General features: G+C 44.5%; 14 protein-coding genes and 1 tRNA gene. 10 read left to right on the plus strand and 5 right to left on the minus strand.

The genetic code is table 11. The features are described 5' to 3' along the window. The first annotated feature begins 266 nt into the window (after window positions 1–266). The 5 genes from ACLROL_RS00005 to ACLROL_RS00025 all read left to right on the plus strand — a co-directional run bounded on the left by ACLROL_RS00005 (window position 267) and on the right by ACLROL_RS00025 (window position 5854). Window positions 267–337: transfer RNA gene (locus ACLROL_RS00005), tRNA-Trp, on the plus strand. Between the two features lie 159 nt (window positions 338–496). Then, window positions 497–1045 carry a hypothetical protein gene (locus tag ACLROL_RS00010; RefSeq protein ID WP_087198815.1) on the plus strand — a complete coding sequence of 183 codons (549 nt, stop codon included), beginning with the start codon at window positions 497–499 and terminating at the stop codon, window positions 1043–1045. Window positions 1046–1259: 214 nt separating this feature from the next. Continuing rightward, window positions 1260–1754: a MarR family winged helix-turn-helix transcriptional regulator gene (locus tag ACLROL_RS00015; RefSeq protein WP_087198816.1), complete on the plus strand. Its 495-nt coding sequence runs from the start codon at window positions 1260–1262 to the stop codon at window positions 1752–1754. A gap of 28 nt (window positions 1755–1782) precedes the next feature. Beyond that, entirely contained in the window at window positions 1783–4038 is a 2256-nt protein-coding gene (locus tag ACLROL_RS00020) for an ABC transporter ATP-binding protein (protein WP_087210850.1), read from the plus strand. Continuing rightward, on the plus strand, window positions 4031–5854 hold the full coding sequence (locus ACLROL_RS00025) for an ABC transporter ATP-binding protein (protein ID WP_413067102.1): 1824 nt from the start codon (window positions 4031–4033) through the stop codon (window positions 5852–5854). Before ACLROL_RS00020 ends, ACLROL_RS00025 begins: the two co-directional genes overlap by 8 nt. 83 nt (window positions 5855–5937) lie before the next feature. Here the strand turns inward: ACLROL_RS00025 and ACLROL_RS00030 are convergent, their stop codons facing one another. After that, a complete protein-coding gene (locus ACLROL_RS00030) occupies window positions 5938–7416 on the minus strand; it encodes a DUF1846 domain-containing protein (RefSeq protein WP_087198819.1) in 1479 nt (492 codons plus the stop codon). A 234-nt stretch (window positions 7417–7650) separates the two neighbouring features. Between ACLROL_RS00030 and ftsH the strand changes: the two genes are divergently transcribed. The 4 genes from ftsH to ACLROL_RS00050 all read left to right on the plus strand — a co-directional run bounded on the left by ftsH (window position 7651) and on the right by ACLROL_RS00050 (window position 13534). Then, window positions 7651–9687 carry an ATP-dependent zinc metalloprotease FtsH gene (gene ftsH / locus ACLROL_RS00035; protein ID WP_288722427.1) on the plus strand — a complete coding sequence of 679 codons (2037 nt, stop codon included), beginning with the start codon at window positions 7651–7653 and terminating at the stop codon, window positions 9685–9687. Between the two features lie 72 nt (window positions 9688–9759). Then, window positions 9760–11604 carry an excinuclease ABC subunit UvrC gene (uvrC, locus tag ACLROL_RS00040; RefSeq protein ID WP_413067103.1) on the plus strand — a complete coding sequence of 615 codons (1845 nt, stop codon included), beginning with the start codon at window positions 9760–9762 and terminating at the stop codon, window positions 11602–11604. A 61-nt stretch (window positions 11605–11665) separates the two neighbouring features. Further along, complete coding sequence (hprK, locus tag ACLROL_RS00045) at window positions 11666–12583, plus strand: HPr(Ser) kinase/phosphatase (RefSeq protein ID WP_087198822.1); 918 nt, start codon at window positions 11666–11668, stop codon at window positions 12581–12583. A gap of 18 nt (window positions 12584–12601) precedes the next feature. Next, on the plus strand, window positions 12602–13534 hold the full coding sequence (locus tag ACLROL_RS00050) for an ROK family glucokinase (RefSeq protein ID WP_221919517.1): 933 nt from the start codon (window positions 12602–12604) through the stop codon (window positions 13532–13534). A gap of 70 nt (window positions 13535–13604) precedes the next feature. On the opposite strand, the gene ACLROL_RS00055 is transcribed toward ACLROL_RS00050, so the two are convergent. Then, the gene (locus tag ACLROL_RS00055) at window positions 13605–16259 is read right to left on the minus strand and encodes a transglycosylase domain-containing protein (protein ID WP_413067104.1); all 2655 of its coding nucleotides are present in this window, start codon (window positions 16257–16259) and stop codon (window positions 13605–13607) included. Window positions 16260–16434: 175 nt separating this feature from the next. On the opposite strand from ACLROL_RS00055, the gene ACLROL_RS00060 reads away from it, so the two are divergent. Then, entirely contained in the window at window positions 16435–17091 is a 657-nt protein-coding gene (locus ACLROL_RS00060) for a YigZ family protein (RefSeq protein WP_087198825.1), read from the plus strand. A gap of 62 nt (window positions 17092–17153) precedes the next feature. On the opposite strand, the gene hpf is transcribed toward ACLROL_RS00060, so the two are convergent. The 3 genes from hpf to typA form a co-directional block, all read right to left on the minus strand. Continuing rightward, window positions 17154–17693, minus strand: a complete 540-nt coding sequence (gene hpf, locus ACLROL_RS00065) for a ribosome hibernation-promoting factor, HPF/YfiA family (protein ID WP_087198826.1) — start codon at window positions 17691–17693, stop codon at window positions 17154–17156. Between the two features lie 151 nt (window positions 17694–17844). After that, window positions 17845–18744, minus strand: a complete 900-nt coding sequence (locus ACLROL_RS00070; protein WP_413067105.1) for a phosphatase PAP2 family protein — start codon at window positions 18742–18744, stop codon at window positions 17845–17847. 13 nt (window positions 18745–18757) lie between these two features. Further along, complete coding sequence (gene typA / locus ACLROL_RS00075; RefSeq protein ID WP_087198828.1) at window positions 18758–20587, minus strand: translational GTPase TypA; 1830 nt, start codon at window positions 20585–20587, stop codon at window positions 18758–18760. Window positions 20588–20770: the final 183 nt, after the last annotated feature.

The following is a 20770-nucleotide window of genomic DNA, read 5'->3' on the forward strand; positions in this document are numbered from 1 at the left end:
AAGAAGGATGAAGAGAGATCTGTAGCTTATATGTGGTTTTGAAGGTATATTGAAAATATTTTATATTTAGAGGACAGAAGAAATTCTGTTCTTTTTTTGTATAGGTATAAAAGGGAAAACATCTTTTCCTGTTTTTTGTATGGTCGCTAAAATTGTAACACATGTATTGTAATCCAGCACAGTAGGGGATGGCAGAGAAAACAATTGCTGCTTGACAGTGAGAATAAGGGTATGATATACTTTAAAAGCAGTCAATTTGCAGACAAAGGGGATTGGTCAAATGGTATGACAGGAGTCTCCAAAACTCTTAGCGGGAGTTCGATTCTCTCATCCCCTGTTAAAAAAGCTCAGTTTTACTGAGCTTTTTTATTTTGAGTTCAAATGAATGTTTCGTGATATTTGATCAATCTCTGGAAGAGTGTGAAAAGTTATGTTATAATCGTTTCTGCTGAGTGCAAATTTTTATATTGACGAAAAGAACGAATAAGGGGTAGCTATGGAATTCAGAGATTTAAACAAAGATATGATCGTTTTTTCGTACAGGATCAGTCCTGATTTTGGGAAAGAAGGGGATAACGGAGGATTTTTGCTGGAGCTGAGAGGGAATGGAAATCTGAGATTTGCCAGATACAAATTGTTTGATGAAATCAGCTTGTTAAAGATTTTTAAGCTGAACAGGGAAGAGACGAAGGAGATATTTGACCTTTTGGATCGCACAGAGAAAGTATGGAGTGATATTCCTGAAGAGCTCGACAATCATCTGGAGTGTATTCCCGGGTATAGTAATGAATTCGTTTTCCTGAACTGGAAGAGAATTGAGGCACACAATATAAAGAAAACGTGGATGCCTGGAATGATCATCAAAGAGAGAAAATACTATAAAGAAAATAAAGAGAATATGCGTTACGAAAATCAGGTTATTGAGATTTTTGAAGAAATAAGCAGGATACTGAAGAAAAAGCATATAGACCTGGGACTTCGGCAATGTGTGATTGACGATACATGCAGAGTGAAGGTTAGATGGATTGATAAGACAAAGAGATAGAAAGCAAAGCAGCGGACAGAGGTCAAAGAGAAAGAGCTCTGTCCGCATTTTATTTTGAAGACGCCATTGGAATGAAGAGAAATTAGTTAGTTGAATAATTAAAAATTTGTAAAATATGTGAGAAAAATGTGAAATAAAGAAATATGTATTGACATTCTTTGTGCATAATAATAGACTATTGATTAGTTAACTAACTAATGAAAGGAGATGCGAAATGGATTGCAATACAAAGGATGTTCCGATACAGTTTTTGCTTTGGCAAATTTTGAACGCACAAAGGCAAAAGGCGATACAGTGGCTGGAAAATGTAGATATGAAGCCAGGGCAGGCAGGATGTCTGTTCATTTTGTCAAAATACGGCACGCTGTCTCAGAAGGAGATTGCAGAAAAACTTGGCGTCAAGCCCCCTTCCATGACAGTGCTTCTTAGAAAGTTGGAGAAGAAAAATTTTGTCATACGAATGCAGGACGAAAATGATCAGAGAATATCCAGGATCTATCTCACAGAAGAAGGAAAAGCATACATCGACCAGATAAAAGAGATGATGAGGGAGATGGATCGAGAGATGTTCGAGGGGATTCTTCCGGAGGAGAAGATGCTGTTTCGCAGACTATTGATGCAGATTCGCGAAAATTTGATATCAAAGGAAGGGCTGCAGGACTACGAAGCCCAAATGAAGAAGGAATGTATTTCAGATTGGAGCAGATAGTAGAAAAGACAGGAAGAAAGGAGACATTATGGGAAAACTATTCAAATATCTGAAAAAGCATGCCGGGATAGCTCTGGTCATTGTGTGTGTATTGTTTATACAGGCATTTTGTGATTTATCGCTCCCGTCATATACATCTGACATTGTAAATATCGGTATTCAGCAAAACGGGATTGACACATCTGTCCCTGAGCAGATTGCAAAAGAAGACCTGGAGAAACTGCTGCTGTTGATTCCTCAGGAAGATACAGAGAAGGTAACAGACGCATACCGAGAAGGGACGGAATCGGATTTAAAGACGGAAAAAGACTTCTTTGTGTTAAAAGATTCCGTAAAGAATTCGGAGGAGAAAATCGAAAATCTGACTGATATCATGGGAAGACCGATGCTTCTGGCGGAAGGGTTCGACCAGGACAGCAAAGAGATAGAGGTTATGAAAGAGCAGATCACAGCGCAGCTTCCGCAGGGAATGCTTCCGGAAGATGCAGATATGTTCGACATTCTGGCGGTTATGCCGCAGGAGCAAAGAGAAGCCATGGTTTCCGAAATGGAGAAACAGATGGATAATGTTCCGGATACAATGCTTGACCAGGCAGCTGTATTATATGTGAAGAGCGCTTATCAGAATTTGGGAATGGATATGAACCGGATTCAGACAAACTATATCCTTGTAACAGGGGGGAAGATGCTGGCGCTTGCTTTTCTTGGACTGCTTGCCAGCGTGACAGTGGGACTTCTGGCCTCCAGGACCGCAGCGGCTGTCGGACGGGATCTGAGACGTGATGTCTTTACAAAAGTAGTTGGATTTTCAAGTGGGGAGTTTGACAAATTTTCGACGGCATCACTGATTACAAGAAGTACGAATGATATCCAGCAGATCCAGATGGTTATGGTCATGATGCTTAGGATGGTATTATATGCACCGATTATAGCAATCGGAGGTATCTATAAAGTCGTTCATACAAATGTTTCCATGACATGGATTATCGGGCTGGCAGTTGTGCTTATTTTTGTCATTGTCATGATTCTGTTCGCATGCGCGATGCCGAAATTCAGGATACTGCAAAAGTTGGTGGACCGCCTGAACCTTGTTACGAGAGAAATTCTTACAGGACTTTCTGTTATCCGGGCTTTCAGTACGGAGCAATATGAGGAAAAGCGGTTTGATGTGGCAAATAGAGATCTTACGAAAACAAATCTTTTTGTAAACAGAGCGATGACGTTTATGATGCCTGCCATGATGCTTGTCATGAATGGTGTGAGTGTCTTGATCGTGTGGACTGGAGCCCATGGTATTGATACAGGGGAAATGCAGGTAGGGGATATGATGGCTTTTATCCAGTATACAATACAGATTATCATGGCATTTCTTATGATCTGTATGATTTCTATCATGCTGCCAAGGGCAGCGGTTGCAGCAGACCGTGTGGATGAAGTTATCACGAGTGATACTGCAATTCATGATCCGAAAAAACCGGAGCACTTTGACAGGACAGGAAAAGGGGTTGTCGAATTTGACCATGTCAGTTTCCGTTATCCGGGAGCCGGAAAGGATGTGCTGCACGATATCCATTTTACGGCCGAACCGGGAAAAACTACTGCTATCATTGGAAGTACAGGAAGCGGTAAGTCGACACTTGTCAATCTGATACCAAGATTTTACGATGTGACGGAAGGACAGATCAGGATTGACGGAATGGATATCAGACAGGTATCGCAGCATGAATTGAGAGATAAGCTTGGCTTTGTACCGCAAAAGGGCGTTCTCTTTTCTGGTACCATCGCATCGAATATCGGTTACAGCAATCCGGATATGTCAAAGGAGAGAATCCAGGAGGCAGCGCAGATTGCTCAGGCGGAAGCGTTTATTGAAGAAAAACCAAAACAGTATGACAGTCCGATTTCACAGGGTGGAGGAAATGTCTCCGGAGGACAGAAGCAGAGACTTTCTATCGCAAGGGCAATTGCAAAACATCCGGATATTTTCATTTTTGACGATAGCTTTTCTGCCCTTGACTATAAAACGGATACCGTCCTTCGAAAGGCATTAAAAGAAAAGACAAAGGACAGTACAGTCATCATTGTAGCTCAGCGTATCAGCACGATCCTACACGCAGAACAGATCATTGTTCTGGATGAAGGGGAGATAGCAGGAATTGGCACACATGAAGAATTGCTTCGGACATGTGACGCATATTATCAGATTGCATCTTCACAGCTTTCACAGGCAGAACTGGAAAAGGCGATGAAGACAGGCGGAAAGGAGGAAGATGCACATGAGTAGACACGGAAGACCTATGGGGGCTGGAGAAAAGGCCAAAGACTTTAAAGGGACAATGAAAAAACTCTTGAAGTATATCGGAAGGTACAAGATTGCTGTAGTATTTGTCATGATTTTTGCTGTCGGCAGTACAGTATTTAATATCGTAGGGCCGAAGATCCTTGGAAAAGCGACAACGGAAATCTTTACCGGACTTGTAGGAAAGGTATCTGGAGGAGAGGGAATTGATTTCGGTAAGATTGGGGTGATTCTTCTTACTTTAATGGGACTTTATGTAATCAGCGCCCTGTTCTCCCTTGTACAGGGATTTATTATGACAGGAGTCACGCAGAAACTGACTTACCGTATGCGCAAAGAAATCTCAGAAAAGATCAACCGTATGCCGATGAATTATTTTGACACGAGGACACATGGGGAAGTGCTTTCCAGGATAACGAACGATGTGGATACGCTAAGTCAGAGTCTGAATCAAAGTGTGACCCAGATGATTACCTCTGTCACGATGCTTATCGGAGTGCTCATCATGATGCTGAGTATCAGTCCTCTCATGACGCTTGTGGCGCTTTTGATTCTGCCGTTGTCGGTATTCCTGATTTCTATTATAGTAAAGCACTCTCAGAGGTATTTCCGCAATCAGCAGGAATATCTGGGACATGTAAACGGCCAGGTAGAAGAAGTGTACAGCGGACATAATATTGTAAAAGTATTCAATAAAGAAGAAGATGTTCTGAAAGAATTCAATAAGATGAACGATACATTGTATCAGTCTGCATGGAAATCTCAGTTTTTTTCAGGGATGATGATGCCGATCATGCAGTTTGTCGGTAATCTTGGATATGTGGGAGTGACGATACTTGGCGGCTATCTTGCCATCAAGCAGACCATCGAAGTGGGGGATATCCAGTCGTTTATTCAGTATGTCCGCAGCTTTACCCAGCCAATCCAGCAGGTGGCTCAGGTGGCAAATATGCTGCAGGCCACGGCGGCAGCTTCCGAACGTGTCTTTGAATTCCTGGAAGAAGAGGAAGAAGAGCAGTTTGCAGAACATCCGGTATCCGTGGAAGGATTGAAAGGGAATGTAGAATTCCGCCATGTAAAATTTGGCTATCATCCGGACAATATCATTATTAAAGACTTCTCCACAAATGTGACAGAAGGGCAGAAGATAGCGATTGTCGGCCCAACAGGGGCAGGAAAGACGACATTGATCAAGCTTTTAATGCGGTTTTATGATGTGAATGAAGGAGAGATCCTTGTGGATGGCCACAATGTAAAAGATTTTAATCGGAGTGAACTAAGACATATGTTCGGCATGGTTCTCCAGGATACATGGCTATTTAACGGATCGATCCGAGATAATATCCGCTACGGAAAGCTGGATGCTACAGATGAGGAGATCATAGAGGCCGCAAAAGCAGCTCATGCCCATCATTTTATCCAGACGCTCCCGAGTGGCTATGATATGGAGCTGAATGAAGAAGCAAGCAACGTATCTCAGGGACAAAAACAGCTTCTTACGATTGCCAGAGCCATTCTTGCGGATCCGAAGATTCTGATCCTGGATGAAGCAACAAGTTCTGTTGATACAAGGACGGAAGTGTTGATCCAGAAAGCCATGGATAACCTGATGAAGGGAAGAACAAGTTTTATAATTGCACACAGGCTTTCCACGATACGGGATGCGGACCAGATTCTTGTCCTCAAAGACGGAGATATCGTAGAACAGGGAAAACATGAAGAACTGTTGGAAAAGGGCGGATTTTATGCAGATTTGTACAATTCGCAGTTTGATGACGGAAGTGGGGAAATGGCTTCCTGAAAAAAGAGTTTTTCTTGACAGAAAACTGCCACGTCTAAGATCTTGAGATCTCGGATGTGGCAGTTCTTTTTTACCAGTTAAAATTAATAGTAAAGAGGTTTGTTTTCATATTTTGCTTCGCTTGTAAGCTGGATTCCAAGTTTCTTGAACAGTTTGATGTCCACGGATGAAAGCATGACGGACGTGTGAGCCTGGCACCCTTTCAGCTTCGGGATCTGCTCCATGGCAATCTGTGCGACCTGATTTGTCGCAGTGGACATGGAGAGAGCGATCAGTACTTCATCGATGTGAAGGCGCGGATTTTTCCCACCCAGATATCTGGTTTTGACTGTCTGGATCGGCTCGATGGCCGCAGGGGAAATCACATGCAGCTCGTGATCAATTCCAGCCAGCTCTTTCAGAGCGTTTAAGATCAGTGCTGCGGACGGCCCTAAGAGATTGGATGTCTTTCCGGTTACAATCCTTCCATCCGGAAGTTCCAGCGCGGCAGCAGGTCCTTCTGTCTCTTCTGCGCGTGCAAGAGCTACATCGACTACTGCACGGTCATGGGTTGTCACTTTTGCCTGTTTCATGAGAAGTTCAAGTTTAAAGACTTCAGTATCCGGGATGTTTCCCCTTAAGAAGTCACATTTTGCCTGGTAATAGCGCCGGATGATTTCCTGGCGGGATGCTTCCTGACAGACTTCGTCGTCACAGATACAGTTTCCAGCCATATTGACTCCCATATCTGTTGGAGATTTATATGGGCTGCTTCCGAAGATCTGTTCAAACATGGCATTCAACACAGGGAAGATCTCCACATCGCGGTTGTAGTTGACGGTTGTCTTACCATACGCTTCCAGGTGGAACGGGTCGATCATATTGACATCGTTCAGATCAGCAGTCGCTGCTTCGTATGCCAGATTGACCGGGTGCTTTAACGGAATATTCCAGATCGGGAATGTTTCAAATTTGGCATATCCGGCGCGGATTCCACGCTTGTTTTCATGATAAAGCTGGGAAAGGCATGTGGCCATCTTTCCGCTTCCAGGTCCAGGGGCAGTGATTACTACAAGAGGCTTTGTCGTCTCGATGTAATCATTCTTTCCATATCCTTCATCGCTCACGATATGTGGGATATTGGAAGGATAGCCCTCTATGACGTAGTGTGTGTAGACACGGATCCCCATATTTTCAAGACGGTTTTTAAAAAGATCAGCGCTGTTTTGGCCGCTGTATTGTGTGATGACAACACTTCCCACATACAGGCCGTTCTCTTCAAAAGCGGATTTCAGGCGGAGTACATCCACATCGTATGTGATGCCGAGATCTCCTCTGATTTTGTTTTTCTCAATATCCGCAGCGCTGATGACGATGACGATTTCAGCTGTGTCAGAGAGCTGCTTTAAGAGACGGAGTTTACTGTCCGGCTGAAATCCAGGCAGTACACGGGCTGCATGGTAGTCGTCAAAAAGCTTTCCGCCAAATTCAAGGTACAGTTTGTTGTCGAAATGACCAATTCGCTCACGGATATGCTCGGACTGCATGTGAAGGTATTTGTCATTATCAAATCCTATTTTCATAAATCAACCAATCCTTTGTATAAATTTTGAATGTTTTAGTAAAAGTGTGCAGGAAAAAGTACATACACACCCTAAACAGAGAATCGGGCAGAAAATCTGCCCGGTTGTCGATTTTAGGCTACTCGTTTAGTATACTACAAATACCGTGTTTTTTACAATATTTTCATAATCTTTTTATTGATTTGTATGGTAATGCTCCTTATAATAAAGAAGATAGTATGTAGGAGGATAAGAATGGATAACCAGAACAATAATAAAAACGATAAAAACAACAGGCAGAATTATGGAATTATCATTATAACGACGATCGTTGCCGCTGTTTTCGTTATGATTTTATATCAGTTCATGCAGGACACCCCTTCTCAGGAGATTTCATATACAAAATTTATGGAAATGGTCAAGGCGGGAGAGGTAAAGGAAGTAACATTTGAGTCTGATAAAATTCGTATCACACCGAAGACAGAGGCAGAGAAGCAAAAAGAAGATAGCGGAGAAGAAGGCAGCCAGAGTCAGGATGAATGGGGATGGCTTCCGCAGCTCAGCTCTTCTGCACAGGTGGAATACTACACCGGTATCGTAGATGATCCGGATATGTATAAGAAATTGGAGGATGCAGGAGTCATCGTAAAGACGGAGATACCGGATTCCAGATCGATGATGCTTTTGAATCTTCTGTTTAGTTTTGTTCTTCCGTTTGTGCTTATTTTTGCAGGACTTAGTTTCTTTATGAGGCGGATTTCCAAAAGCAGCGGCGGAATGATGGGGATTGGAAAAAGCAATGCAAAGATGTATGTGGAAAAGACGACCGGAGTGTCATTTAGGGATGTGGCAGGTCAGGATGAAGCCAAAGAGTCTCTCCAGGAAGTTGTGGATTTTCTTCACAATCCGGGAAAATATACAGGTGTCGGGGCCAAGCTCCCAAAAGGGGCGCTTCTTGTAGGGCCTCCGGGAACAGGAAAAACACTTCTCGCGAAAGCTGTAGCTGGAGAAGCCAATGTCCCTTTCTTTTCTCTGTCCGGATCCGCTTTTGTGGAAATGTATGTAGGTGTCGGTGCATCACGTGTGCGTGATCTGTTTAAGCAGGCGCAGCAAATGGCGCCGTGCATTATCTTCATTGATGAGATTGACGCTATCGGTAAGAGTCGTGATTCGCAGCTTGGAGGAAACGATGAACGGGAACAGACACTGAATCAGCTTCTGGCAGAGATGGATGGATTTGATACAAATAAAGGACTGCTTCTTTTGGCGGCAACCAACCGTCCTGAGATCCTGGATCCAGCGTTGCTCAGACCAGGGCGTTTTGACCGGAGGATCATTGTAGAGCGTCCGGATTTAAAAGGACGGGTAGATATCTTAAAAGTACATGCAAAAGACGTTCGGATGGACGAGACAGTCAATCTTGATGAAATTGCTCTGGCAACAAGCGGTGCTGTCGGATCCGATCTGGCCAATATGATCAATGAGGCGGCCATCAATGCCGTAAAACATGGAAGGATGGCTGTATCTCAGTCAGACTTGTTTGAAGCGGTGGAAGTGGTGCTTGTTGGAAAAGAGAAGAAAGACCGGATCATGAGTCAGGAAGAAAGAAGGATTGTCTCATACCATGAGGTAGGGCATGCTCTTGTGAGCGCGCTGCAGAAAGATTCTGAACCGGTACAGAAGATCACGATTGTGCCGCGTACGATGGGAGCTCTCGGATATGTCATGCAGACACCGGAAGAGGAAAAATTCCTGAATACAAAGAAAGAGCTGGAAGCTATGCTGGTAGGTCTTCTGGCAGGGCGTGCCGCTGAAGAGATCGTGTTCGATACGATCACAACAGGGGCATCAAACGATATTGAGAAAGCAACAAAAATTGCAAGATCAATGATCACACAGTACGGTATGTCGGAAAAATTCGGTCTGATCGGACTGGAATCTATCCAGAACCGTTATCTGGATGGCAGGGCTGTCATGAACTGTGGAGAAGGGACAGCAGCGGAAATCGATGCGGAAGTAATGCAGATGCTGAAAGCTGCATATGAAGAAGCAAAGCGTATTCTGAAGGAAAACAGGGAAGCGCTTGATAAGATCGCTGCATTTCTGATTGAGAAAGAGACCATCACAGGAAAAGAATTCATGCAGATTCTGCACGAAGTGAAAGGTATTACGGAGGATGCTGAGCCATCGCGAAAGGAAGAGCGCATCGCCATGAAACCGACAGAAGAATATGCAATCGAAGAAAAGGCGGAAGACTTGGATTTATCTGAAGAGAAGCCTTTGGAACAATAGACGATACAGCACAGCGTATGGGAAAACCGTACGCTGTGCTTCTTTTCCATTCCCGATACAAGGAGGCAAGAAATGTTTGTAATTGAAGAAGAATTAAAAAAGCTTCCGGCCAGGCCGGGAGTTTATCTGATGCATGATGAAAAGGATGAGATCATCTACGTGGGAAAGGCCGTCAGTTTGAAGAACAGAGTACGACAGTATTTTCAGACAAGCAGGAACAAAGGAATCAAGATCGAGCAGATGGTCACGCATATCCGCAGATTTGAATATATTGTCACGGATTCAGAGCTGGAAGCGCTTGTACTGGAGTGTAATCTGATCAAAGAACACCGTCCTAAATACAATACGATGCTCATGGACGACAAGACATATCCCTTTATCAAAGTGACAGTTCAGGAACCTTTTCCAAGGATCATGATGGTAAGAAAACAGGCGAAGGACAAGGCAAGGTATTTCGGGCCTTTCACGAGTTCCCAGGCGGTAAAGGACATTATTGAGCTGGTAAGAAAACTGTACTTTCTTCGTACCTGCAACAGGAATCTGCCCCGGGATATCGGAAAGGAGCGGCCATGTCTGAATTATCACATCAAACAGTGTAAAGCACCGTGCCAGGGCTATGTATCTCAGGAAGAATACCGAAGATCTATCGACGAGGTTGTAAAGTTTCTTTCCGGACACTACGACGGGATTCTGAAAGAACTGGAGGAGAAGATGATGGAGGCATCGGAAAAGATGGAGTTCGAAAAGGCCATCGAATACCGTGAGCTGATCGCGAGTGTCCATAAGATTTCAGAAAAACAGAAGATCACAGATGCCGGAAAAATCGGAGAAGACAGAGATGTGCTTGCTGTGGCGCGGGAAGGAGAGGACGCGATCGTCCAGGTATTCTTTATCCGTGGAGGAAGGCTGATCGGAAGAGACCACTTTTATCTCCGGGTGGATCCGGATGAGTCGAAAGCTTCTATCATGGGAAGTTTTATCAAACAGTTTTATGCTGGTACACCGTATATTCCAAGGGAGCTGATGATTCAGTATGAACTGGAAGAACAGTCTCTTCTGGAAGAATGGCTGACCGGACGAAGGGGGCATAAAGTGACGTTTACTGTTCCGAAAAAAGGGGATAAGGAAAAACTCGTGGAGCTGGCCGAAAGAAATGCCGGGATGGTTCTGGCAAAGGACAAGGAACGATTGATACGTGAAGCGGCAAGAACAACCGGAGCTGTGCGAGAACTGGAAAAGATCATCGGTATCAGCGGTGTGCGCAGGATGGAAGCATTTGACATTTCAAACACAAATGGATTCAACTCTGTGGGATCTATGGTCGTCTACGAAGACGGAAAGCCAAAAAGAAGCGATTACCGAAAATTTAAGATCAAAGGCGTGCAGGGAGCGGACGATTACGCCAGCATGCGGGAAGTGCTGACGAGAAGATTCAGCCATGGGCTGAAAGAGAAAGAGCAGGGCAAAGACTTTGACAGTTTTACACTTTTTCCGGACCTGATCCTCATGGATGGAGGAAAAGGACAAGTTCACATTGCGGAGGAAGTGTTAAACGAACTTCGGATCAATATCCCGGTCTGTGGGATGGTAAAGGATGACAGACACAGGACGAGAGGGCTTTTTTATCATGACCAGGAACTCCCTATCGATACAGCATCCGAGGCATTTAAGCTGATCACAAGGGTCCAGGATGAAGCGCACCGATTTGCTATCGAATTTCACAGAAAGCTTAGGACGCAGGGACAGGTACATTCTATTTTGGATGACATTCCGGGTGTGGGGCCAAAACGAAGAAAAGATCTTATGAAACATTTTCAGAATCTGGAGGCAATCAAAAATGCAGATTTGGAAGAGCTGAAGAAACTTCCATCGATGAATGAAAAATCTGCCAGAGACGTGTACAATTTTTTTCACTGATATGGTATACTGTTTTTATGATTGTTGGATCAGCAGTAAACTTTGAAAAGGAGAAACAAATATGGGGGTAAAACTGGAAAAAGTAATCGAGAAAATGGAGTTAAAGAATCTGACACCGGAGCTGGATCTGGCATCAGCGGAAATTCAGGTGCCGGATATCAACAGGCCGGCTTTGCAGCTTGCAGGGTTCTTCGACCATTTTGATTCGGAGCGTGTTCAGATTGTCGGATACGTAGAGTACACATATTTGGAGACTCTTTCGGAAGAAAGAAAAGAGGAAGTGTATGCACAGCTTCTCTCTTATGGAATACCTTGCATTATTTTCTGCAGGAATCTGGAACCGGATGAAATATTCTTGAAGAAGGCGAATGAGCTGAATGTTCCGATCTTTCAGACAGAGAAAGAAACATCGGACTTTTCCGCAGAGATCATCCGCTGGCTCAATGTGCAGCTTGCGCCATGCATTTCCATCCACGGGGTGCTCGTGGACGTATACGGTGTTGGAGTGTTGATCATGGGAGAAAGCGGTATAGGGAAAAGTGAAGCCGCACTGGAGCTGATCAAAAGAGGACACCGTCTTGTAACGGACGATGTGGTTGAGATCCGGAAAGTAAGCGATGACACTCTTGTGGGGACAGCTCCGGATATCACAAGACACTTTATTGAGCTGAGAGGCATCGGTATTGTGGATGTGAAGACACTGTTTGGTGTGCAGAGCGTCAAAGAAACACAGTCTATTGACCTTGTGATCAATATGGAAGAATGGGACAAGAATAAAGAATATGACCGCCTTGGACTGAAAGAAGAGTATACGGAGTTCCTTGGAAATAAAGTTGTTTGTCATTCCATACCGATCCGGCCGGGAAGAAATCTGGCCATTATCGTGGAATCTGCTTCCGTAAACCACAGACAGAAACAGATGGGTTACAATGCAGCAGAAGAATTATACAGAAGAGTACAGGAAAGCCTGTCAAAATAAAAGGAAGGAAGAAGAAAAATGAAATATTGTTTTGGTGTAGATATTGGAGGAACAAGTGTAAAGATCGGTCTGTTCTGTGAGGATGGAAGAGTCATAGATAAATGGGAGATCAAGACGAGAACCGAAAAAGAAGGCGTGAATATTCTTCCAGACATTGCAGCTTCACTCAAGAAAAAAATGGAAGAGAAGAAGATGCAAAAGGAAGAAATCGTAGGTATCGGGATGGGAGTTCCGGCTCCGATCACGGAAGAAGGCATCGTAAATGGAACAGCCAACCTCGGATGGGGTTATAAAAATGTCAAAGAAGAGATGGAACAGCTTACCGGTATCTATACAGCGACAGGAAATGATGCCAATGTAGCAGCACTTGGCGAGATGTGGCTTGGCGGAGGGCGTGGCCATAAAAACATGATCATGGTCACACTTGGAACCGGCGTCGGGGGCGGTATCATCATCAACGGAAAGATCCTCACAGGGGAACACGGGGCAGGAGGCGAGATTGGCCATCTCTGTGTGAATTATGATGAGAAGGAACAGTGCGGATGCGGAAGCTTCGGATGTCTTGAACAGTACGCCTCTGCGACAGGAATCACACGTCTGGCGAAGAAAAAACTGGCAGAGACATCGGAAAAAACTATTCTCAGAAATGGTCCGGTCAATGCAAAGACAGTATTTGACGCAGTAAAAGAGGGCGACGCGGTTGCAAAAGATATTGCTGCAGAGTTCGGAAGATATCTCGGATATGCCCTCGCAAATCTGGCTGTAGCGACAGATCCTGCAGTCTTTGTGATCGGCGGAGGAGTATCCAAAGCCGGAAAAGTACTGCTTCCGTTTGTTGAGAAGCCGTATAAGGAGAGAGCATTCTTTGCCAATGCAAACACAGAGTTTGCCCTGGCAGAGCTTGGGAACGATGCAGGTATTTGTGGAGCCGCCAAACTGGTGCTTGGCTAGATAACAGGATAATTAAGAAATAGAAATCAAAAGAAGCACTTCTCGAAAAGGGAAGTGCTTCTTTTGATTTTTAAGGTGTCGGTGTAGTTCCACCTCCGGATGGCGGTGTAGTGCCTCCGGTGTTGCCGGAACCACCACCGTTATTTCCTCCGGAACTGCCGCTGTTTCCATCTCCGGACGGCGGTGTAGTGCTTCCGGTGTTCCCACCGTTGGAATCAGAGCCTCCGGAATTTTCAGAATCCCCTGTAGAAGGGGTATCCGTGGAAGAACCGGAATTGCCGCTGTTTTCGGAATCCGTGTTTTCTCCTGTTTCGCCGTCGGTGTTTTCCTCATCCTCGTTTTCCACTTCGTTTTCAGTGACATGTCCGGAACAACTTTCCGTAGGTGCAGTTCCTTTATCAAAGTATTCAGTAATAGCCGGACAGGAACCGGAAACGGCAAGTTTTCCTGTCTGTGAACAGATCGTTTTCTGGACGATGGAATCCGGAATTTCGAATTCTGTGTAGGAGAGTCCCTTTGTATCATTGATTTGATCCATGATCTGTTTCCACATCTTCAGATGATAGTCCCACTCACTGTCTCCCAGCGGTTTATTGTCATCGTAACCCGTCCAGATCGTACATGTGTAGTATGGAGTGTAGCCCGCCATCCAGAGATCCACATTGTTGGTGGTTGTACCTGTCTTTCCGGCAGCAGCCATGTTGGAAAGTTCTGCAGGCGTACCTGTTCCTTTTTTAATGACATCTTCCATCGCGCTTGTGAGAAGATAAGCAGTGGATTCTTTGATGACTGTAGATGTCTTCTGTTTTTCTGTACGGTCGATCAGGACATTGCCATCATGATCAAGAATTTTTGTGTACATGATCGGCTCTCTGTATACGCCGCCGTTTGCGATAGCAGCATAGGCAGCACACATTTCATAATTGTAGACACCGTCGGTAATTCCGCCCAGAGCAGTAGACTGCTGGATATCCGTGTATACTTTTCCGTTGTCTTCTGTGCGGCTCTCCACTATAGTGGAAAGGCCAAATTTCTGCAAATAGTCAAAGCCAAGCTGAGGAGTAATCTCTGTAAGCATTTTAACTGCACAGATATTGGCAGAATCTTCGATTGCCACACGCATGGTCATGTCGCCGCGGTAGTAATCGCCCCACCAGTTGGATACAGGAGTTCCGTCAGCATAGTTATAAGGCTCGTCCCGGATGACAGTTGCCAGTGTCTTGCCTGAGGCATCGAGAGCAGGTGCATAGGTAGACAGAATCTTGAAACAGGATCCAGGCTGGCGCTTGGAACCTGTGTAAGCCCGATTCAGACTCATACTGGAAGACTTCGCTCCACGCCCGCCGACCATTGCCTTGATCTCTCCTGTTTTTTGATCAATGACAGTAACAGATGCCTGCGGCTGAGGGGAGAGTGTGATCTTCTCATCGAAGGTGTCTCCTTCTTTGGCGATGGATGCCTTGAATTCTTTGATTGTCTGCCTTGCAGCTTCTTCAGAAGAGAAAGTAAGGCCGTATTTTACATTATCATGTTCCTGGCGGAATTTTTTGATATGGCCGGAACTGTAGTTATCCTGAGTACCGTCTGTGTGTGTTACAGTAAGGAGATAGGAAAGGCCGTATTCGATTTTCCATGGATAATTGGAATCATCGTTGATAACCTGGTCGCAGATCCCCTGGATTTCCAGATCCTGTGTGGAATAAATACTCAGACCGCCTTTGTACAGGGTGTTGTAAGCCTGCGTTTCGCTGTATCCAGGTCCGACTTCCGGATTTTCCAGATCATCCAGAATTTGCTGGATCACAGCATCGACGAAATAGCTCTGAGGGTTTGAGTCAGTGATTGTCGTATTGACATTCTGAATTCTGGAGTACACGTCATCTTTCAGCGCCTCGTCATATTCAGACTGAGAAATATAACCTTGTTCCAACATGTTTTTCAGAACCAGTTTACGTCTTTCAGAATTGTGGTCTGGATTGGTAATAGGGTTATAATAACTTGGACGCTGTGTGACTGCCGCGATAACAGAACATTCAGAAAGAGTAAGCTGTGACACGTCTTTGTTGAAGTAGCGTCTGGATGCAGCTTGAACACCAAGTGTGTTTTGACCGAGGTTGATTGTGTTGAGATAGTTTTCCATGATTTCATTTTTGGACATCTGTTTTTCAAGTTTCAGAGCCAGATACTGTTCCTGAATTTTTCTCTCCACTTTGTCCATAAAGGAGTCCTCGGACATGAAGTCGAAAATATTGTTTTTTATAAGCTGCTGCGTAAGAGTAGATGCACCTTGGGAAAAATCTCCTGTTGTAATGCCGATAAAGCCAGCTCGGATAATCCCTTTTGGGTCGATTCCGTTATGTTCATAAAAACGCTCGTCCTCAATGGCGACAAATGCGTGCTGAAGATCCTTCGGAATCTGGTCGATGGTCTTATAGACACGATTTGATCCGGCGGACGTGAGCCGCTCTGTTTCTGTCTTTCCGTCTGATGCATAAATGAAAGAGGTATATCCCGTCGGCTTTACATCTTCCGGAGTGATGTCCGGTGCATCGTCAATCACTTTTTTGACGAAGATGCCTCCGCCGACACATCCTGCTATAAAAAGCACAAGGAGCAGAAGGAGTACGCTTTTAAAGATGCGAACGCCAACTCGCTTTTTTTTCTTTGTAGATTTTGAGGTAATGTCCTTTCGTTTTTGAGCAGCTTTTTTTCTACCATAGTTCATGAGCATATGCCTCCTTTTATACCAGTATATTATAACAAACTTCAATATTGAAATAAAGAAAAAAATCCAATCTTCAGCTTCCTGTCGTAAAAACTTAAGAAAATGTTTTGAAAATATTTAAATTACTGTTATAGTAGAGAAGGGAATATTTTTCAGGAGGCAAGGAAGAATAAGTATGTTGATGGAATATAAAACTGTACTGGACGGAAAAGAGGGAGAAATTGTTGAAAAAAAATCAAGATTTATTGGAGCCGTACAGCATATTGAGACAGAGGATGAGGCGCTGGCATTTATAGAATCAGTACGGAAGAAGCACTACAATGCAAGGCATCACTGTTTTGCCTATGTACTGAAAGAGGAACCGGTGCTGAAACGATTCAGCGATGATGGAGAACCACAAGGGACGGCAGGGAAACCGATTCTTGATGTTCTGTGCGGAGCTGGACTTTTCAATACCGTTATAGTGGTTACCAGATATTTTGGAGGAACCCTTCTGGGAACAGGAGGGTTGGTAAGGGCCTATACGCAGGCAGCCAGAGAAGGACTTGCCAACAGTAGTATTATTACCAGAAAATATGCTTCTAAACTGGAAATCAGGACAGATTATACTGGACTTGGGAAGATTCAGTATCTCCTGGCACAGGCAGGGATTCAGATATTGGACACAACGTACACGGATGCTGTATCTATGATTTGTCTTGTCCCAGAGGATGAAAAAGGACATCTCGAGGCAGAACTGACAGAACAGACAAATGGAAAAGTGGTAATGGAGTGGGGAGAGTCCTGCTATTTTGCAGAGGCAGAAGACAGGCTCTTGCTATTCGAATCGTAAAAAGAAGAGATTTTCAGACACAAAAATATCCCCCAGTCTACAAAGGCTGGGGGATTTGAAATTTATTGATATTCCGGTTCGATCAAACCGTAGGTATTATTTTTTCTCTTGTATACGACATTTACCTGATCAGTTTCTGCATTCGTAAATACAAAGAAGTTGTGTCCGAGAAGCTCCATCTGGATGCATGCATCTTCAGGGAACATTGGTTTGATACCGAAACGTTTTGTGCGGATGATATGGATAGAATCGTCCTCTACGCTGCCATGTTCTGTATCTTCAAAGAAAGATTTACTGAAATCTACACCTGCCTGGTGTTTGGCAACCAGTTTGTTTTTGTATTTTCTCAGCTGGCGCTCGATAATTTCTTCTACAAGATCAATGGATACATACATATCGCTGCTGGATTCCTCTGAGCGGATGATATTTCCTTTTACCGGGATAGTAACTTCGATCTTCTGTTCCTCCTTTTCTACGCTCAAGGTAACATTGACCTCAGTATCAGGAGTAAAATATCTTTCCAGTTTTCCTAGTTTATGCTCGATGGTATCCTTCAATGCAGGTGTAACATCAATGTTTTTTCCTCTGATATTAAATTTCATAAGCCCAACTCCTTTACCAGTTATTCCTGTCCTTATTATACTACGACAGACGTGGACATGCAATGATAAATATCGAAAAAAAGTGTGAACACAAATAAGTTAACTGATAAAAGGAGAAGTCAAACAAAAATAAATAAAAAATATGTCAAACTTACAGACGCTCTTTTCTTTTTAAAAACGTTTGAAAAAGGAAAGGATAGCCCGCAATAATCCAGAGTACAAGCAGAAAATACTCTGCAGATTTAAATATCATACCTAATCCTGCAAGGAGCGACAGCCCGTTTTTTAGGAGGAGTGCACTGAACAGCCCCAGGAGGAGCTTTGGAATCTGAAGAGTCCACCGCGGAGTTTCAGGGGAGAAACGGATATACGTTTTTTCCAGAAAGAAGCCAACAGCAAATCCAAGTCCGGCGCCGCCCGCTTTGAGACAGTCCGAAGCATATTTTTCCGGCAGGGAAAAAACAAAAAGCTGGATTATTGTATAGAGGATGACTAAAATGGAGATGACACCAAGAATAAGCGAAAGAGTGCGAACTTTTCGCGGGTGCTCCAGGATCTGGTCTTTATATTTCCAGATCAGGACGGAAAAAAACAGGGAAACTCCCATGGATACAAGGACGTCTTTTGGTGTGTGTACCCCCAGATACATTCTGGAAAAACCGATGAGCAAAAATGTGGCGGTAAATAAAAGCTTGAGCACTGGTTTTTTTGCGCGAAGGGCGAGCGGAGCAAAAAGGCAAGTACCGCCCTGGGTATGGCCGCTTGGAAAAGAGTAGCCTGTGGCAGCAGGGACTGCACTTTTGACCGGGGCAAACTCCGGATCAAGGATCCACGGGCGCGGGATACGAAAGGTAATTTTCAATGCCTGGACGCAAAGTCCCGCAGAGAAATATGTGAGTGCCAGCTGGTAGGCAAACGATTTGTCCAGACACCAGTAAAAAATGCAGATCACAGCAACAAGCAGCATCTCTTGTCCAAAATAGGTAACGAACTGGAAAAATTCGTTACCTATTGGAGTGCGGATGCCTTCCAGAAAATATAAAAATTCCATTTAGGACACCTCTTTATTTTTTATTATTTTCCCGTTTGCGGAGACGTGCATCCAGGATTTTCTTACGGATACGAAGGCTTTTCGGCGTTACTTCCAGAAGCTCATCTGTGTCGATGAAGTCCAGAGCCTCCTCCAGACTTAAGATTCTTGGAGGCGAGAGACGCAGAGCTTCGTCTGAGCCGGAAGCACGGGTATTTGTCAGATGTTTGGCCTTGCAGACGTTCAGTTCGATATCGTCAGTTTTCGCATTTTGTCCAACGACCATTCCGGAATACACGCGTTCGCCAGGCCCGATGAAAAGTGTACCGCGTTCCTGGGCGCTGAACAAACCGTATGTCAAGGCTTCGCCAGTCTCAAAAGCGATGAGAGATCCATTTTTGCGATACTGGATATCGCCCTTATATGGGGCATATCCGTCAAAGGAAGTGTTCATGATCCCGTTCCCTTTTGTGTCGGTTAGGAAATCACCGCGGTATCCGATGAGTCCTCTGGATGGGATAGAAAATTCCAGTCTTGTGTACGCCCCGTTCGACATTCCCATATTTTGGAGCTCACCTTTTCGCTGGCTCAGTTTATCGATGACAACACCGGTAAATTCATCCGGCACATCGATATAGACAAGCTCCATTGGTTCAAGGAGTTTTCCGTTTTCATCATGCTTGTAAAGGACTTCAGCCTTGCTGACTGCAAATTCATAGCCTTCCCGGCGCATATTTTCAACGAGGACGGACAAATGGAGTTCTCCTCGTCCGGACACTTTGAAGCTGTCCATGTCATCCGTGTCTTCCACCCGGAGGCTGACGTCCGTGTTGAGTTCTCGGAAAAGACGGTCTCGGAGATGGCGGGACGTCACGAATTTTCCTTCCTGTCCGGCAAACGGGCTGTCGTTTACCTTGAACTGCATGGAGATGGTCGGCTCGGAAATCTTCTGGAACGGGATTGGATTCGGAGCATCGGAGGAGCAGATCGTATCCCCGATGGCGATATCTGAAATTCCGGAGATGGCGACGATAGAGCCAACGCCAGCTTCTTTTACCTCCACTTTGTTCAGACCGTCAAACTCATACAGTTTGCTGATCTTGACTTTCCGCTGTTTGTCAGGTTCGTGATGGTTTACAACAATGGCTTCCTGGTTGACGCAGAGCGTTCCATTGTCTACCTTTCCTACGCCGATCCGACCTACATATTCGTTGTAATCGATCGTACTGATCAGCACCTGGGTAGGGGCATCCGGATCACCTTCCGGAGCAGGAATGTATTCCAGGATCGTCTCAAAAAGAGGCGTCATATTCTGCGGACTGTCATCAAGCTCAAGGATCGCATATCCTGCTTTGGCGGAAGCGTATACGAACGGACAGTCAAGCTGTTCGTCGCTTGCATCCAGGTCCATAAAAAGCTCCAGGGTTTCGTCTATCACATCATCCGGGCGGGCTTCCGGACGGTCGATCTTATTGATGCAGACGATAACAGGGAGTTTGAGCTCAAGCGCTTTCTTAAGGACAAACTTTGTCTGCGGCATCGGGCCTTCGAAAGCATCTACGACGAGGATGACCCCGTTTACCATTTTCAGGACACGCTCCACTTCGCCTCCAAAATCTGCATGTCCTGGGGTATCGATGATGTTGATTTTTGTGTTTTTGTAGTAAACAGCTGTGTTTTTGGAAAGGATCGTGATTCCACGTTCCCGTTCGATGTCGTTAGAGTCCATCACACGCTCTTCTACTTCCTGATTTTCGCGGAACACTCCGCTTTGTTTCAGGAGTTCATCCACGAGGGTAGTCTTTCCGTGATCGACATGGGCAATGATGGCAATATTGCGGATATCTTCGCGTTTTATTTTCATATAGTAAATTCCTTCTTTCTACTTATATAATGAAGCAACTAGTATAGTCTACCATATTTTGCGGAATTTACAAGCACTTCTCGAAAGAATATCGTATTCTGTCGAGCGAAAAAGCTGGAAAATATGTGGAAGCAGGAATATCCTTTCATAGAGGGGCATAAAGTATTAAAGATAAAAAACTAC

The organism is Sellimonas sp. (genome assembly GCF_047234585.1).
Lineage (GTDB): Bacteria > Bacillota > Clostridia > Lachnospirales > Lachnospiraceae > Sellimonas > Sellimonas caecigallum.